Annotated in this window: 16 protein-coding genes; all 16 read right to left on the bottom strand. The window is 48.4% G+C overall.

The window, feature by feature from the left end; all coding sequences use genetic code 11:
* Positions 1–104: 104 nt before the first annotated feature.
* Positions 105–290, bottom strand: a complete 186-nt coding sequence (locus tag CAFE_RS07720) for a hypothetical protein (protein WP_156990267.1) — start codon at positions 288–290, stop codon at positions 105–107.
* A gap of 37 nt (positions 291–327) precedes the next feature.
* A complete protein-coding gene (locus CAFE_RS07715; protein WP_156990266.1) occupies positions 328–849 on the bottom strand; it encodes a hypothetical protein in 522 nt (173 codons plus the stop codon).
* Entirely contained in the window at positions 850–2,301 is a 1,452-nt protein-coding gene (locus tag CAFE_RS07710; RefSeq protein ID WP_156990265.1) for a hypothetical protein, read from the bottom strand.
* The gene (locus CAFE_RS07705; protein ID WP_066642193.1) at positions 2,294–2,593 is read right to left on the bottom strand and encodes a hypothetical protein; all 300 of its coding nucleotides are present in this window, start codon (positions 2,591–2,593) and stop codon (positions 2,294–2,296) included. Before CAFE_RS07705 ends, CAFE_RS07710 begins: the two co-directional genes overlap by 8 nt.
* A gap of 57 nt (positions 2,594–2,650) precedes the next feature.
* Positions 2,651–4,375: a M23 family metallopeptidase gene (locus tag CAFE_RS07700; RefSeq protein ID WP_207708877.1), complete on the bottom strand. Its 1,725-nt coding sequence runs from the start codon at positions 4,373–4,375 to the stop codon at positions 2,651–2,653.
* Positions 4,365–6,755 (bottom strand): VirB4-like conjugal transfer ATPase, CD1110 family, encoded by a 2,391-nt coding sequence (locus tag CAFE_RS07695; RefSeq protein WP_156990264.1) that lies wholly within the window; start codon positions 6,753–6,755, stop codon positions 4,365–4,367. Before CAFE_RS07695 ends, CAFE_RS07700 begins: the two co-directional genes overlap by 11 nt.
* On the bottom strand, positions 6,649–7,101 hold the full coding sequence (locus tag CAFE_RS07690) for a PrgI family protein (RefSeq protein WP_066642205.1): 453 nt from the start codon (positions 7,099–7,101) through the stop codon (positions 6,649–6,651). The genes CAFE_RS07695 and CAFE_RS07690 overlap by 107 nt, the downstream gene beginning before the upstream one ends.
* 13 nt (positions 7,102–7,114) lie before the next feature.
* Positions 7,115–7,930 (bottom strand): hypothetical protein, encoded by an 816-nt coding sequence (locus CAFE_RS07685; RefSeq protein WP_156990263.1) that lies wholly within the window; start codon positions 7,928–7,930, stop codon positions 7,115–7,117.
* Between the two features lie 3 nt (positions 7,931–7,933).
* Positions 7,934–8,209: a hypothetical protein gene (locus tag CAFE_RS07680; RefSeq protein ID WP_156990262.1), complete on the bottom strand. Its 276-nt coding sequence runs from the start codon at positions 8,207–8,209 to the stop codon at positions 7,934–7,936.
* Entirely contained in the window at positions 8,206–9,903 is a 1,698-nt protein-coding gene (locus CAFE_RS07675) for a VirD4-like conjugal transfer protein, CD1115 family (RefSeq protein WP_156990261.1), read from the bottom strand. The genes CAFE_RS07680 and CAFE_RS07675 overlap by 4 nt, the downstream gene beginning before the upstream one ends.
* Positions 9,900–10,394 carry a PcfB family protein gene (locus CAFE_RS07670; RefSeq protein ID WP_156990260.1) on the bottom strand — a complete coding sequence of 165 codons (495 nt, stop codon included), beginning with the start codon at positions 10,392–10,394 and terminating at the stop codon, positions 9,900–9,902. Before CAFE_RS07670 ends, CAFE_RS07675 begins: the two co-directional genes overlap by 4 nt.
* Positions 10,384–11,703 (bottom strand): relaxase/mobilization nuclease domain-containing protein, encoded by a 1,320-nt coding sequence (locus CAFE_RS07665; protein ID WP_156990259.1) that lies wholly within the window; start codon positions 11,701–11,703, stop codon positions 10,384–10,386. The genes CAFE_RS07670 and CAFE_RS07665 overlap by 11 nt, the downstream gene beginning before the upstream one ends.
* Entirely contained in the window at positions 11,676–12,002 is a 327-nt protein-coding gene (locus tag CAFE_RS07660; RefSeq protein ID WP_156990258.1) for a MobC family plasmid mobilization relaxosome protein, read from the bottom strand. The genes CAFE_RS07665 and CAFE_RS07660 overlap by 28 nt, the downstream gene beginning before the upstream one ends.
* Before the next feature lie 192 nt (positions 12,003–12,194).
* On the bottom strand, positions 12,195–12,368 hold the full coding sequence (locus CAFE_RS07655; RefSeq protein WP_156990257.1) for a hypothetical protein: 174 nt from the start codon (positions 12,366–12,368) through the stop codon (positions 12,195–12,197).
* Positions 12,346–13,323, bottom strand: a complete 978-nt coding sequence (locus tag CAFE_RS07650) for an ArdC-like ssDNA-binding domain-containing protein (protein ID WP_156990256.1) — start codon at positions 13,321–13,323, stop codon at positions 12,346–12,348. The genes CAFE_RS07655 and CAFE_RS07650 overlap by 23 nt, the downstream gene beginning before the upstream one ends.
* A 22-nt stretch (positions 13,324–13,345) precedes the next feature.
* Positions 13,346–15,193 carry a helicase-related protein gene (locus tag CAFE_RS07645; protein ID WP_207708876.1) on the bottom strand — a complete coding sequence of 616 codons (1,848 nt, stop codon included), beginning with the start codon at positions 15,191–15,193 and terminating at the stop codon, positions 13,346–13,348.
* Between the last annotated feature and the right edge of the window lie 128 nt (positions 15,194–15,321).

The raw sequence follows: 15,321 nt of genomic DNA, 5'->3' as shown, positions 1-15,321 counted from the left end.
ATGTGTATCATTCCACTCCTTAACATCCGGCCTACCTCCATGGCGTTTCTTTATGCCATGGTAGCCGTTATTCTTGAGTGGGTCAATTCCGCCGGCGATCTCGGTCAATTATACTCCGGCGATAACAAAACCATGCTATCATGCTCTTTCATGGTGTATGTATTTCTGCTACTTTTGATAAGTTTATAATGCCTTGAGAGCGCATACTGAAGCGCGTTATTGTTTTGCAGCGCGGTCTGAAGCTCATCGTCGGTATAATAGATCTCACCTGTTTTTCGGCTGACGGACATTTGCTATCACTTCCGTTTCAAAGACAGGCGGGGCGGCTCAAAGCCGCTCCACCTGTTGCTTATTCTTATTGTTCTGCTGCATCAGGTAACGGATCAAACGGGATCTGGCACGGTTCATAAAGCCTTCCTGCTGGGGAAGGTATTTTTTCAGGTCGATTACCTGGGACTTCGAGATAAATTCATAAGCGGCATCCTTTTCCGAATCGAAGATGGTGCTGCGGACTTCTCCATTCTTATCATGAATATAAACGGCATACCGGACAATCTGGTCAGCACTGTCGAAATAGGTAGTGTACTGATTTCCTCGAATGTCGCCAATGAGAAATTCCCCGTTGCCTACAAGTTCAAGACTGTGGTTCTTTTCCAGAAAGCCAAGAATCTGCCGAATCCCGTCAGCACCTTTTTCGCCGTTGACCAGACGGACGGACCCGTCGGCCAGAATAAACCCAAGTGGGCGCGCTTTTCGAAAAACCACCAGGTACTTTTCCAAACCGCCCTGTTTTTCCGCGGTGTATCCCAATTTCTCAAGATAAGTGGCTGCCTGATCCAGTTCTAACATTTATGCTCTCTCCTTTTCCTGTGTTTTCTCACGCTGAGTCCGGGCGTTGTTTTTCATTTCGGCAATTCGCTGAGAGATTTCCAGTTTGCCCTGTAAGGAGTCCGATTTGTCAAATTTACCCTGTGCCAGCATTTCGCTGAATTCTTTCGGGTCTGCGGTACCGAACCGGGCCGTCATATCCGCTTTGAGAGCGTCGTATTTCTCCTGATTAAATCCAAAGAGGGTTTGCAGATAGCCGTATTCCTTTTCAAAGGACTGTTTTATCTTTTGCGCGGCGGGGCTCTCCTGCACGGACTGTTTTTCCGTGGCAGCTTCCTGATTCAATTCCGGGGACGGTGATTCATTCGTCGGTGTTGCAGCATCTTGCGTCTGTGCAAGGTTTTCATTCAGACGGGAAACAAACTCCGGATCGGACAAAACGGTCTGGAACAACGCTTCGGCCATTGCCGGATCGGAAAGGACGGCCTCGGCGAAATGCTGAATATCCGCAGGAGAAATCGCCGCCTGTTCCATTCCGAATGTTCTATTGTAATTTTGTTCCGGTTCTTGCGAAACCGTTGCGGCCGGTTGCTCTTTTTCCAGCTGCTCCTGCCGGAGTTCTTCCACCAGCGCGTCAATCCTGGTCTTTTGCGCGGCGGTCGCGGCGTCAGTGTAGGTGACCTCATGCTGTTCGCTCACCGCGGCGATCTCCTGACGCTCGTTATGGATGGCATAGTGCTTCCCCTTCGGGGTGAAAATCACTTTCAGCGCGAGGCCGATATCTTTTAACCGTTCTTTTAAGCGTTCAAAAAAGGGTGGGAGCAGCACATTGTCCGGATTGGTATCCAGATAGGCGTTAGTCAATGTCCGCTTTACACGGCTGTCCTCGGAAATAATCGTAACCCGGTTGTTTTTACCGATATAGCCGACTGTTTTGCCGTCCCTGTCTGTAATCTCATAGCTCCGCTGGGCCTCTTCCCGGTTTTCCCGGAATTGATACCCTTTGTCCTTAATTGCGTTCATAAACTGACGAACGCGGCTCGTTTCAAGCGTCGGTGCGGGGATTTCTCCGGAAACCAAGCCGGAGCGTGCAACAAAATCTTTTGTGGCCACTGACTTTACTTCGGAAGAGTTTAATAAGGTCCATTCCTTGTTTTGATCTTCGGAGTAAATGTTATAGACCGGCCGGCAGCTCTCATAGTCGAAGGAAGCGGTCAAAATCACATTTTGATATTGGGATAGCTTGTATTCTCCCTGGTCCTGCTCGATCCCCTGATTTTCGGCTGCAAACGCGATGACCGGCTGGAGCCTTGCCCGTTCCTTTTCCTGATCCGGCAGGAGCCGGACCGAAAGATCATCCATAAGAAACCCGATTGGCTGATCTCCCAGCCCTAAGGTGCAGGGAAGCACGTCGCTTCCGATGCTGCTGACTTCGTAGCCTGCTTTTGTAAGCATGTCCAACAGATTATCCATTTTCCATGTCCTCCTTTATTGTTTGAAAAGCGGAACCGGTTCCGCTTCCTGATGGCGGTTCATTTCCTGCGACCAGCTCCATGAGAGTGTCGGCATCCTTGCTGCCGATAGCCGCGATGATTTCCTTGACCGGCACTCCCTGGGCGGATAAGGAGTTGAGACTGCTAAGAATCTCCGCGTTTTCCAACTCGCGGATTTTTTCTTTTCTGGCTTTGATGGTCTCCTGAAGCTTTTGGATTTTCTGTTCGTCTCGTTCCACTGCCCGGTTCAGTGATTCAATTCGTTCGCTCATTCTTCTTTCCTCCTGACATAAAAAAGGAAAGGCAGAGAAGCCTTTCCTTAAGGGAATTCAGCTGATGTTTTGTTTCGGGTGCAAATAAGGCGCCGGGTCTACATGCTGACCGTTGACGCGAAATTCAAAATGGCAGTGCGGGCCGGTAGCCCGCCCCGTTTGTCCGACTTTTGCAATCACCTGTCCCTGCGTAACCTTGTCGCCCTTTTTCACATCCAGTTCGCTGTTGTGGCCGTACAGGGTTTGTATGCCGTTTTCATGCTGAATGATAACGCAGTTTCCGTATCCTCCCTTCACGCCTGAATAGATAACCGTGCCGCCCGCTGACGCCAGCACCGGAGTTCCGGTCGGGGCGGGAATGTCTAGGCCGGTATGAAACGCTCCGGCTTTTCCGGTAATCGGATCGACGCGCGAGCCGTAACCGGAGGATATGTAAGTGTGTCCGGGCAGAGGCCATGCAAATTCTCCGTCTCCTACGGTAATGTTCGCCCCACTATTATTTCCGATCATACCGGTTGAAATCGCATTGAGAAGAGAGAGCTGCTCGGAAACATCCTGCTTTTGCTTTGCTGTAAATCCGAAGTGATCCAGTCTTTCCTCAGCCGTATACACACGGACCTGAATAGTCACATGGTGAACCGTTTTTTGGGTTTTCGTTGCGGTTCCATCCGGATTGGTTGTTGTCTCCGTAACGGTCTTGTCCTGAGATGCGACCGTATACGTATTCAGAACCGCGTGACATTTCGCCAGCTTTTCCTTGTTTTCCGGCGTCAGATCCATGACCGTCCATTCGCCGGTTGCCAGAATCGCCAGGGCGTTCGGGTCAGTGGCGACGGATTCGTCGCCTACAATCGATACGGTTGTGTTGCTCTTTTTTTCATAGTCTGTTTTCAGCGCGTCGATTTTGGCTAGAAAATCATTGTCCAGCTGTTCGACGTAACCGGTCAGCTCCGGGTGTTCCGTTGTGCTGCCGGCAAAAGCCTCCAGAATACCGCCGAGCAGCATGCAGACAGTAATCAGGCCCAGTAAAACAGCCGCCGCCAGAAGAAGAAATTTGGCGACCGCCGGATGTTTCAGCAGTCCGGCGGCCTTTTTCGCAACCGTTTTGACTGTGGTGGAAGCGGTGCGCTCCGTTCCTCGGAATACCTGACTTTTTGGGGAACGAATATTACTGATGGTCCGCGCGCCGGATCGAAGCCGCTGAATCATGCGCAGAGCCGTCCCCGCTGCCTGCAGCCCGGGATTTTCCTCTTTCTCATCTTCACTGTGAAAAATATGGTCCTTTGAGGCATGAAAGATCCGCTTTCCAAGGCTCTGATGAAAACGGGAACCGTAACGGGATTTGACCGGCGCGTGAGGGGAACCGGCTTTTTGGTCGGACGCCGTATAACGGCTTTCTACGCTTTTTCGGCCGGTTGAGGATCTGGCTTCTCGCCGGACAGCGCCGGACGGCTTTCCCGGACTTGTGGTGCCGGTAGCTGGCCTGCTGCGATTGGGCCGGGTGTTATAAGTCGTCTTTCCTGCCAAAGCTTGCTTTTCCTCTTCCGCGCCGTTCCGGCCGGAACGGTTTATCTTTGTTTGCTTGAGCGCTTTCGGAGCTTTTTTATGATCTTCTTCTGCCGGGCGCTCGCCGGAAGAATGGTCCCACGTCTTTTCCCGCACAGGGTGGTACTTCATTTCCTTAGCGTAGTCGCTTTGAGTCACAAGCTCTGTCTGCCCGGTCGCAAGGTTCTTTTTTATCACGCCGTCACGGGAATATTTTATTACTTCCTTATCCAGCAACGGCATCACCCGGTCGTGTATTTTTATTTTTGATGTCCGACTGGATGTACTGGAATAACTTCATATGGTCATCCAGGCGATTGTTGAATTCCACAATGCTGTTTCCGGCTTTGAATAGCCCGACGCCGGATTCGCAGAGCTGCAGGTCGCTGATCTGCTGTTCCGACAGGCCCATCAGCTGAGAGATGGATTCGATTTCGGTTTTCTTCTGCCGGTAGAGCATGATGAATTCCGAGTTTGCGATCATGGCCTGACCGGCCTCGCTGCGGGCGGCGTCGCGTACTTCCTGCGTCATGCCGGTTGCGATCAGGCCATATTTACGTCCGCGCTTCCAGCTGTTTGTCAGCCATTCAGCGGTCTGCTGGTTGCGCAGGCTGAGATGAACCTCGTCGTTCCATAGCCAGGTGTTTTTGTGCAGCGCCTGGTTCTTGGAGATCAGATTCCAGCAGAAATCCTGAATGATCGACATCCCCATCACCTGGAGCTGTTTGCCCAGATTTTTGGTATTGAAGCAGATCAGCCGGTTGTGAATATTGACGTTGGATTTGCCGGCGAAAATGTTCAGGCTGCCTTCAATGAAAATCTCAAGACTGCTCGCCAGATATTTTGCCTCCGGTTCCGGCTGCTCTTTTAACAGAGTAAAGAAGTCCAGAAAAGTAGGAATGTTTTCCTCACAGGGATTTTTCATGTAATTCTGGTACACCTGTCGGACACACCGGTCGATGACAGATCTCGCAACAGGGTCAATCCCATCCCGGTAATTTAAAGTCACTTCAATGAGGGAGATGATGAAATCGGACTTGAACGGAATTGGATTCGGGTCTTCTTCGCCGCCGTAGTATTCGTTAATGTCAAATGGGTTAAAGCGTGTTTTCGCCGCGTTCGATACCTCAATGACCTGTCCGCCCAGAAGATTGACCAGTTTTGTGAAACCTCCCTCCGGGTCGATGATGATCATGTCGTCGTTCGTCCGGAAAAAGCACTCCCACATTTCCAGCTCCGCGCCGGTTGTTTTCCCGGAACCGGATGCGCCGAAATAGAATCCGTGGGCGTTGATGTAACGCTTTCTATCCATCAGGATAATATTATGGGAGAGCTTGTTGCGTCCATAGCACAGCCCTCCCGGATGGACGATTTCCACCACATTGAACGGGATAAAAGCAGCAAGGGAGGAAGTAGTAAAAGTACGGCGGATAAACGTGTCGTTTCGCCCAAGCGGAACGACGGAATCTAATCCTTCCTCTTGTGCAAAGGTAAACGGTTTTATGGTGCATCCACTTTTTGCAACTTTATCTTCCACGGCTTCCACAATTGAGTCCATTTCTTCTAAAGACTTTGCGCTGACAAAGATCAGAATATTGGCCAGAAACATTTTTTCATTTCTTGCCTTCAGATCGTTTAAAAAGTTTTCCGTACCGGTGATGACGTCCTTTAGATCTCTCGGTGGTTTTGGATCGACGATGCCCATCTTTACTTGACGTGACAAGCTGTCCTCTTTCTCGCGGTCAAGCGATTTGAGACGGTCTTTTACTTCCTTAATTGCGGCTCCGGGGTTTTGCGGCAGCACATTGATGGTTAACAGCAGCCGCTTGTCCAGTGTCGTAATATCTTTGATCAACGAATCTGTGATGTCACTCGGAAAGTCGGTCAGAAACAGCGTCTGCGTATAGTAATCACCCAGCTTGATATAATCGTCATGGCTTGTATCCATCGAATAGGGAGCAATCAGATCTTTGTCACAAACCCCGCTTTTTATCATTTGCTCGTAGCTGATTTCCGATAGGTCATCTGGACGGTAAATTTCGCGCAGCAGTGTCAATCGCTGTGGTTTGTCCAGCATCTTCGTTTTACAACCAAGCTTATGCAGGAGGGCAAGTTTCTCGATACCAATACGCCCAAGGCGTCTTTGGGACAGATTATAGTCGCTTTCTTCAACCGTCACGGTAACATATTTCTCCTGAATATAGGTGCTGTCGCTGATAAAACGCCGGTGCATAAATTCGTTGTATTCGTTGACACACTGTTTGAGTTCTTCAGAGACGGTTTCAAAAGCTTGAATATCGAGGTGGATGCGAGTGTGGGAAAGAGGCTTAGTATTAATGTGAATTTGAAACTGTGTTGTTTCATCGAAGCAATTCAAAAACTGGCAGTATTGTTCAAAAGTATCATAACGGGAAGACGATTCCGTATTACTGTAATTGGTGTCATCAAACGCCCATGTCGCGCTGCTTTTATCGTTTCCCAAATCACAGATGCCGTCGCCATACATTTTCTCAAACGGGATGCTGCTTTGAGCCGTGTCTCTTTTGGACCAGGGAAGTAAAATACCTGAGACGGCTTTTCTTTTTTTTCTGTTGTTCTTTGTTTTCATACTCTTCATAAGCCGATTCATACTCCTTCTGATTACGCTGGATGATTTCATATAGATTGGACATCACAAATTTACGCTTTTGCGGGAATTTGAACCGTTGACGGCATTGATACCAAATGACTTTTTCGGGGTACTGGCCGTCTTTTTTCCACACGCCGCAGAGTATAACCGGAAAAGCAACGACAAAAGCCAAGAAGCATGACAGTCGCGGATTACTGGTTTTCCAGAATACGGGGATAAATACTGTAAAGATAACAGCAAGAGCGATTAATCCGCATATGAGCTGGCGTTTTGTAAAATTCCCCCAAACCTTATGCTCATAGCAATAAATATCGTCCGGAATCGGAACAATCATATTAAACACCTCCTTAAAATGTCCCCAAAAGCCGTTTCGAAAGGGAACCGGTTTTCACCATAACGGTAATCAGGATTGCCGTATATCCCAGCATGGCGAAAGCACCTGGTACGGACGTCTGAACCGTCACGCTTTTAATCAGCATCAAATACATGGAAACAGTTAATACAATTAAACCGCCCTGCAGGATCAGCGCGCAGAACATTTTAACGAAGTTCATGCCCACGCTGCTTCTGAGATCGTCGCTGGCAAAGGTGGCAAACGGAATCGGAGCAAAGATCCAGAACATCACAATTTCAAAAAGGCGCCCGTAAACCACAACGGTGGCCACAACCGACATAATTTCCGTTCCCAGCCAGGGGCCGAACATCTGGATCAGAACTCCAAACTTTTGCCATAAAGACATCTGAGAAACCTGCTGGACAAAAGCCGAAGTGTCAACCTGATTCCCGGTTCCAATCGTAACCTGGTTGTAAAGCTGGAGAATCATACTGTTGATCTGCGTGAAGATGAATTGCAGAAGATCATAGGTGTAAGTCATGCAGACAAACGGAATGATGTATTTGATAAAGGTCAGGGAGATCACTTCAAGGTCCGGTGCGCCGTTCGCCCTGCAGTACATTTTGTACATATCGCCGGCCATGCAGAAGCTGAGAATCAGAATGGCAAAAGGCATGACGGCGGACATGCCGATTTTCAGCAAACTGTCCCAGTAATCCGCCCCGAACACATCGGCGGGGGATTTCAGCACGTCAGACGTAATTGTCCCCGCCATATCGTTAATACCCGCATAGATCCGTACAATCCAGAAGGTGACAATATCAAACATGATTCACCGCCCCATAAAGAGGAAACCTGTGAACCGGGTGATTGCAGGGAGAGCACAGTCAAGCCCGGCCTTTGCTTCCGCCGAGCTGACATTTTTAATTGCCGACGCCATGATAAACCAAGAAATAGCGGCGAAAGCAATACCACCTACGATTTTTTTAACCCCCATGCTGTTTTGCTGACCTTCTCCAAACATATCGTAAATGCCCCAAACTACGCCGAGGCCGCCTAAGACGAGAAGAAAAGTCTGCAATATTTCCAACATATCTGTACCTTTCATTTTGTTTCCTCCTTTAAATCTAACGTGACGTAGTGAATTTCCGCGTTTTCCAAATCCATTCCTCGATGGAACCGATAAGTGTTACGTTTATTGCTGTCCGCAAGATATTTGTAATTTTCATGATCTTCCGGATTGTATTTTTTGCTTTTGAACGGCTGCAGGCCGCGAATCTGAACAATGCACTCGTCGTCCTTAAGACGGGCAACCTCTGTTTCATCCAGCAGATTTCGCCCGGATTTCTGCTCGTTAAAATTGTAGCTGTTTTGGCCGAGACTGCTGGCCGTACCGCCCCCTCCGTAAGACTTCGTATCAATCGTCGCCTTGCCGAGAAGGTCGTTGGATACATATTTTGTGGTATCTTCGCCTTTCCCGCCGAGGAAGACAGTCGTGTCGCAGTTTCCCTCGATGGTCGCCCAGTTGTCCTTATACAGCGCCTTGAGCTGGTTCAGGTTCTGGAACAGCAGTTCCAGCGACACCCAACGCTTTCGGAGGACGCCGATCATAATGTGCAGATCCGGGAAAAAGCCGATGTTGGCGATTTCGTCGAGGATGCACCTGACCGGGATGGTCAAGTGGTGTTCCGGCTGATGATCGGCAATCTTTGCGAGGGACTTCCACAATATATCAAGCAGCATGGCGACGATATAGTTAAAGGTCTTGTCGGTATCGCTGACGATGATGAACAGCGCCGTTTTTTCATCCCCCATTTTGTCCAGTTCCAGTTCGTCATCCTCAAAGAGGCGCGCAACTTTCGGAATATCAAAATTCGCCAGCCGGACGCCGACGCTGATCAGGATGGACTTTGCGGTCTTGCCTGCTGCCAGCTTGTATTTTTTATATTGCTTGACCGCGAAGCTGTCCGGGTTTTTCTGTTCCAGCTCGTCGAATAAAATGTCAACCGCAGACTTGTAACTCTCATCGTCCTCGCGCGCCTCCGAATTATTTAAAAGAAGGACGACTGAATTCATATTCTTTTCTTCTTCCAGACAGGTTTCCATCACGTAGGCAATATGGGCCATGAACCAGAGCTTTTCACAGTTGTTCCAGAAGCCCATGTCCCCGCTTGAATTCTGAGATGTTCCTCCATTCGTGTTGGCGATGAACAGTTCGACGAACCGGATAATGTCCTCCGGTTCCTTATAGTAATGGAACGGGTTAAAGTGCAGGCTGTCCTCCATGTCCACAACATTGAACACTTTCACCTTGTACCCGTGATCCTCCAGCATTTTTCCTTCATCGCGCATATGCTCTCCGCTTGGGTCGGTGATGACATAACTGGCGTTCATCTGCATTACGTTCGGCTTTGCATAGAACTTGGATTTTCCGGATCCGGAACCGCCAACCACAAACACGTGGCAGTCTCGGCGGGTTTTCCACATATTCATTGAGAGAAATTCCCTGCAGGAGAGGATGATGTTGTTTCGAAACACCGGATCTATGTAAGGCGCGATATCCTTTTTCTTTCCCCACCGGGCGGATCCATGCTCAATGTCTTTGTATTCACTTCGCTTTTTCGGGCGGAAATTCATGACACAAAGAACCAGGGAGACACCGGCAGACACTCCTTCGACAACCTTAAGATCCGTTTGAATTTTGAGTTTGTATGAAACCAATGCGAGCAGTATATTAAGCAGGGCAAAAATTAAAATGAATTGAGCCAGGAACAGCAAAACGGGATTTTTCTTCTTGGTCATCTTTCTCTGCCTCGATTCCGGCCCTTTGATTTGGTCTGCTCTTTTGATTTTTCTACCTCATGAGCCTGATTGATGTTGAACGCTTTTTCGCGGGCCTGCTCTATTTTTTTCTGCAAACTGGTATGGTCGCGTCCGTCTTTGAAAAAATCCTTTGCCGCGTGTTCCAAGCGATCCATGTCTTTGGCACGGAACATAAAAATATACTGGGTCTTGTCGTTTTTTTCACGGACCATTGAGTACTCAAAATGATATTTTCGGGCGTATGTGTCAAACCCTTTCATTTCACTTTTAGAAACTTCAATGCCTTGCGTTTGACCGCCCTCCTTTGCCATTTTGTGAATGTTCATCTTGTTGGATGTGGCATGATAGATGACTTTTCCACCCCCTGCGAGTAAAAGTCCTAAAAGTGCGCTTAACGTTGCTTTCGTGATTTTTTCAGCCGCGCTGAAATGAATCGCTACAACCTTTTCACCTAATTCGTCACCGACCATATTGCTTTCCTCCTTTTTTCCTTGCGATGATGGGATCGTCCGCTTCCACACGTTCGGAAATTTCCCGGACTTCCTCCACACGGTTCAACTGCCTGACCGTCGCTCGGTACTGATCTTCCAGCTTAGCGGCATCCTCCCGGATCCGGGCAAGTTCAGAGCGGAACCGGTTCCGCTCTTCAACGCCTGCGCCAATGTGATTTTCTTTCAGCGTCGCCCGCGCGGATTGGTACAGACCAATTTCGGTTTGATGTTCCAAAACTTCCTGCGGGAACATCTGGCCGGATTGATATTGACTGTAAACAGAGCCGTACTGCTCCAGCGCGTCAAAGCATTTTGCAATACTTTCGATACGGGTCAGCTTATCCCGCATCTCATCCATTTTCTTTTGTGTCTGTTCCATCAGCTCCTTTAGCTGTTCTGACTGACGGTCAAAATCCGTTCCGTTTTCCCGAACATAACCGGCAGCGTGAATCATTGCTTCGATATTCCGCAGCTTTTGTGAAAATGTAGCCGGGTTAATCAGTTCTTCCTCCATCTCGGCGCGCATCCTGATTTCCTGTCGGGTATAACCTTTGCCCAGAGTATAAGACCGGATCATCCGCTGCTGTCCGTTCGTCCGATGCCGAAACCTTAAATATTTTCCGGTTTCGTCGACGTAGTACTGCTCCCGCATCCGGCGTAAAAAATCTTCGTAGTCCTGCGCCGCGCGGATACACCGGTCGATGTCGTTTTTGAGAACAGTACGGTATGACGTTACCTTTTCATTTGTAAATTTCCGCTTTTGCCACTCAGTGGGAATTACGACGGACAGGCCATGCTCTTTACAGATCCTGTCGCTCAGATCCCGAAGCTGCTGGGGTGTGTATTCTGTCTGCCTGAATTTCTTTTTATCGCTTCCCACAATATTGTAAATAATGTGGTTATGAATGTGGGCTTTATCAATGTGTGTGGCAATAACATACTGATACTTTCCTTTCAAAAATCGGTCGGCCAGCTCGCGCCCAAGTTCAAGCGCCTGCTCCGGCGTCACTTCCCCGGGCGCGAATGACTGGCGCATCGTCATCAGCAGATACGACTTCCTGCCGTCGGTGTATTTTACAATAACTTTTCTGCCGGTTTCCTGTTCGTACATGTGCTGGTCATACATGATTTCAAACGGCGCGGAATTTGGACTGCACCGGAACGCGGACACTAACTCGCCGTTTCTTGTCTTTCGGGGATTTGTAATATAGGAAATGGAATCGTATGCGGTTTGGAGTGAGGAACGGCCCGGACGGACTGCTATTCCAGTGATGAAAGTTGTTGCCATATTTTTTTCAGGCCCCCCTCGATTGCTTTTAACTCGGAGAGTTGGATGTGATCTCCGCCGTAGGTGTTTGCTACTTTCGTCATCTGGTTCAGGTTATTTCCGATGTGGTTCAGTTCGTTGATGAGCGATTTCAATTCGGAATAATCTTTTCGGATAATGTAACCGTCCAGCGCCATTTTTCGTAAATATGCTTCACGATTCTTGATTCCTGCTTCTCTCATTTTTGTGTGAAGAAAAAGTATTTCCTCTTCTGAAAAACGAAGAAGAACCGCGCGGCTTCTTTTCCTCTGTTTGTCCATTTATCCCGACCTCTCTCATTATCATTTTCAACTAAAGACAGTTGAAATCTTCCAATCCGGTTGAAAACCACGGGGTATTAGGGGCAGCCCCCTAAAAATGCTTTTCATATAAATTGGCCGGAGGCTGATTTTGTGAAAATTGGCAAGTGGATATCCACTTGCAGTGCTCGCCCGTAGGGTTAGCCCGGTGTTCTACAAAAGGCCTCCCTTCAACTTTGAGATGAGAGTCCTCAGGACTCTCCGCCCGGTTTCATCGGGTTCCTCAGCGATGGAATCCTCCAGACTTTTGATCTTTTCAGACTCCGGCAGGCCGTCCAGGTCGTTCATGATTTGCTGTTCTTCGTCATTGAGCCAGCAGGTTTGCATTGGGGATCATCTCCTTTTCGTTGTTTAATTGTTCCGATTTTTCAAGTGCCTTGGAAAGCCGTATCGGAAGATTTTCAATTTTATGCTCAGGTGATTTTTCAAGGCTTTCCAGCTCAGTCTGAATTTTGCCGATCAACGTGTTCGCGTTGTCCTGAATATTTTCCATCATGTCCTGAAGCTGTGTGGCTTCCATACCGTAACTCCAGGAGGATACGTAATCGAAACTGTAACCTGACGTGTCGATTCCGAGAAAGCTGGAAACGATGAACGCGACGCTTTCCGCTTCTATTTCTTTCTGTTCTTTGCTTTTTTCAGAACGCGCGTGGAGGACCGCATGGGCGTATTCGTGGAGCAAAGTTTTTACAATTTGCTCGTCACTCATTCCGAACTTGATTGCAATTAAGTGCTTGGAATGCTGACAGAAGCCTTTCATTTCGCCGTGCATATCCTCAAATACGATTTTGTAAGGACTGATTTTTTGAACGGCGGTAAAAATGTTTTGTAAATCAGGAACGGCGCCCTGCAATTCGTTGCAGAGCGCCGGAAGAGGATCGCCGTCTGTTTGAGAAATATCGAAAACAGTAACAGCACGAAAATGGATTTTGCTCTTTTGGATCGTTTCTGTTTTAGGGTTTCCATCTTGATCAAAAACAGGATTTCCGTTGTCATCCAACAGAGGCTGATTCAATTTCACAACCAATTTTGACGGAGCAAAAATTGAAATTCCTGTTTCGCCGCGACGAACGTACCGTCCAAGCTTTTTCCATGCTTCAAATCCGGCCACATGGGTTGCGGATGGGTTTTGCAGAAAAATCAACGCGGTGTTTCGTGAAGAATAGCGGTGAAAGACAGAAACGGCATTTAGATACTGCTTGAAGCGGTTACTCTCAAATGTCTGTTTGACTCCGTCCAGCAGACGCTGGGAAAGCTCCTTCACTTTTTCATCATGGTTCACACGGAGATCTCCTTTCAGATTGTTATTTTTCAAATTCCGGATGCTGTGGAATATGTCCCAAATTAGGGACAGACTGACGTGCCGCGTCAACTCGATTCATGAGAGATGCGGGCATTGTCTCGTTATCTTCTTTCTCTGATTTTTCCGGTGGAATTTGTTCCGGCTTTTCAAGGCTGAGTTCGAGAGAAAGCTGATTCAGCCTTGCAGATTTCTCAGTAAGCTCCTGTTCCTTTGGAAACTCCTTTTTGAGTTCCTGCTTAGCTTCCTGAACCTGACGGTTCAGCAGTTCAAGGTTACTCTGTTCTGTGTTGAGACGTTCCGGGATTGTTTTCAGTAGATTGTTCAGCCGGGTGATGTTGCCGACCGAGTCTTGCCCCAGCTCCGCAGAATGTGCCGCACTGTGCCTCAGTACGGCATGGATTTCATGAGTAAGGGGATGATATTGAATCTGTATGGAAAAGCCGCGGTATTCGCCAACATCAGCTTTATTTTCCATGAAATTCAATTTCCCGCACTCTTTGATGAGTGCCGTTCCCGCATTCTTTTTGTCTGTGTATACCATGCCTTTAAGTGTCATCATAAAGTGATCGGCATCTGGAAGCGGATGTTCCTTTGCAAAATCCAGATCGCTTTTCAACGCGGCAATCATCGCTTTTTTTGCTTGAATCGCTTCCGGATAAAATTTCAGCAACTTGTCTTCCAGCGCATAATGCTGAGACAGAAACCCGGATTTTAGCATTTTGAGTTTGGTTACCTGAATGTCGAGATCCATCTTTTCCTTGATGCGCGGATCTCCGGTCGCCAGAGCTTTCACTTCCGCATAGGAAAGAACGGAATCGTCAATGTCTTCGCAGCTTCGGGCCGGTGATTTGCTGGTCATGATCTGACTGATAAAGCGCTGCTTGTTTTCAATCAGCTGCCACGAATAACTGTCAAACGTATTTTCTGTGACATACCGAAAAATCTTTACATTTGGGTTGTTGTTGCCTTTGCGGAGGATGCGGCCCTCGCGCTGTTCAATGTCACGGGGTTTCCAGGGACAGTCAATATGGTGAAGTGCTACCAAACGATCCTGTATGTTTGTTCCGGCCCCCATCTTTGCGGTGGACCCGAGCAAAACGCGAATCTGGCCCTTCCGTACCTTAGCAAACAGTTCCGATTTCTGCACTTCCGTTTTCGCGCTGTGGATAAACTCTATTTCTTTTTCGGGAAGGCCCTGGCGGATCAGCTTCAGGCGAATGTCATTGTAAACATCGGTAAATTGACTCTCGTCGAATTGACCGTCTACCATTTTTGCAACGCCGCCGACCATTTCCATTTTGATTTCACATTTTGTCTTTGGAGTCGAAAGATCGCAGAAAACAAGCTGTGTCCCTTTCACCGGCGTGGATTCCCGCCAAACGTCGAGTATGTTATTGACGCAGGCGTTAACCTTGCTGTCCGGATCGTCTGGCAGCAGGGGGTTCATCAGGCGCTGATCAAGCGCGACTAACCGGCCCTCGCTCGTTATCTTGAGCATATTGTCGATTTTTGCATCAACCGTTCCCTTGTGTACCGCTTCCGCGCGCTCTCCGAATTCCCGGATCGTTTCTTTTTGAAAATCGCTTGGCTGCGTGACCACATTGATGTACTCCGCGTGTGGAATCGGGAGATGGAGCGTATCGGCGGTTTGAATGTCCGCGGCTTCTTTCCAGAGATTCATCAGTTCCGGAAGATTAAAGAAGTGCGCAAAGCGTGTCTTGCTGCGGAATCCGGATCCCTCCGGGGCAAGTTCGGTCGCTGTTACCGTTTCCCCGAAGTTTGCCGCCCAGTTGTCGAAAAACAGAAGGTCGGTTTCCTGAAGTGTGGAGTATTGCAGATACCGCATCATGGTATGAGGTAAGCCGGCAGTACCGACTCCCTCCCGAACCGTGCGTGCACCTCTCGATGCACACGGCTCTCTATTTGTTATCGTTTTACGATTTCATCGAATTGTGAATCTCATGATGGCATGACGGA

This window comes from Caproicibacter fermentans (genome assembly GCF_009746625.1).
Classification (GTDB): Bacteria; Bacillota; Clostridia; order Oscillospirales; family Acutalibacteraceae; genus Caproicibacter; species Caproicibacter fermentans.
The sequence above is the reverse complement of the archived record's forward strand: the minus strand, read 5'-3'. Positions and strand labels throughout refer to the sequence as shown.

Bases quoted from the DNA above. Each gene is read 5' to 3' on its own strand.
- CAFE_RS07680 (WP_156990262.1), bottom strand. From the start codon at position 8,209: ATGAAAGGTACAGATATGTTGGAAATATTGCAGACTTTTCTTCTCGTC.
- CAFE_RS07705 (WP_066642193.1), bottom strand. From the start codon at position 2,593: ATGAGCGAACGAATTGAATCACTGAACCGGGCAGTGGAACGAGACGAA.
- CAFE_RS07715 (WP_156990266.1), bottom strand. From the start codon at position 849: ATGTTAGAACTGGATCAGGCAGCCACTTATCTTGAGAAATTGGGATAC.
- CAFE_RS07710 (WP_156990265.1), bottom strand. From the start codon at position 2,301: ATGGATAATCTGTTGGACATGCTTACAAAAGCAGGCTACGAAGTCAGC.
- CAFE_RS07690 (WP_066642205.1), bottom strand. From the start codon at position 7,101: ATGATTGTTCCGATTCCGGACGATATTTATTGCTATGAGCATAAGGTT.
- CAFE_RS07665 (WP_156990259.1), bottom strand. From the start codon at position 11,703: ATGGCAACAACTTTCATCACTGGAATAGCAGTCCGTCCGGGCCGTTCC.
- CAFE_RS07685 (WP_156990263.1), bottom strand. From the start codon at position 7,930: ATGTTTGATATTGTCACCTTCTGGATTGTACGGATCTATGCGGGTATT.
- CAFE_RS07645 (WP_207708876.1), bottom strand. From the start codon at position 15,193: ATGATGCGGTATCTGCAATACTCCACACTTCAGGAAACCGACCTTCTG.
- CAFE_RS07720 (WP_156990267.1), bottom strand. From the start codon at position 290: ATGTCCGTCAGCCGAAAAACAGGTGAGATCTATTATACCGACGATGAG.
- CAFE_RS07695 (WP_156990264.1), bottom strand. From the start codon at position 6,755: ATGAAGAGTATGAAAACAAAGAACAACAGAAAAAAAAGAAAAGCCGTC.
- CAFE_RS07675 (WP_156990261.1), bottom strand. From the start codon at position 9,903: ATGACCAAGAAGAAAAATCCCGTTTTGCTGTTCCTGGCTCAATTCATT.
- CAFE_RS07655 (WP_156990257.1), bottom strand. From the start codon at position 12,368: ATGCAAACCTGCTGGCTCAATGACGAAGAACAGCAAATCATGAACGAC.
- CAFE_RS07660 (WP_156990258.1), bottom strand. From the start codon at position 12,002: ATGGACAAACAGAGGAAAAGAAGCCGCGCGGTTCTTCTTCGTTTTTCA.
- CAFE_RS07670 (WP_156990260.1), bottom strand. From the start codon at position 10,394: ATGGTCGGTGACGAATTAGGTGAAAAGGTTGTAGCGATTCATTTCAGC.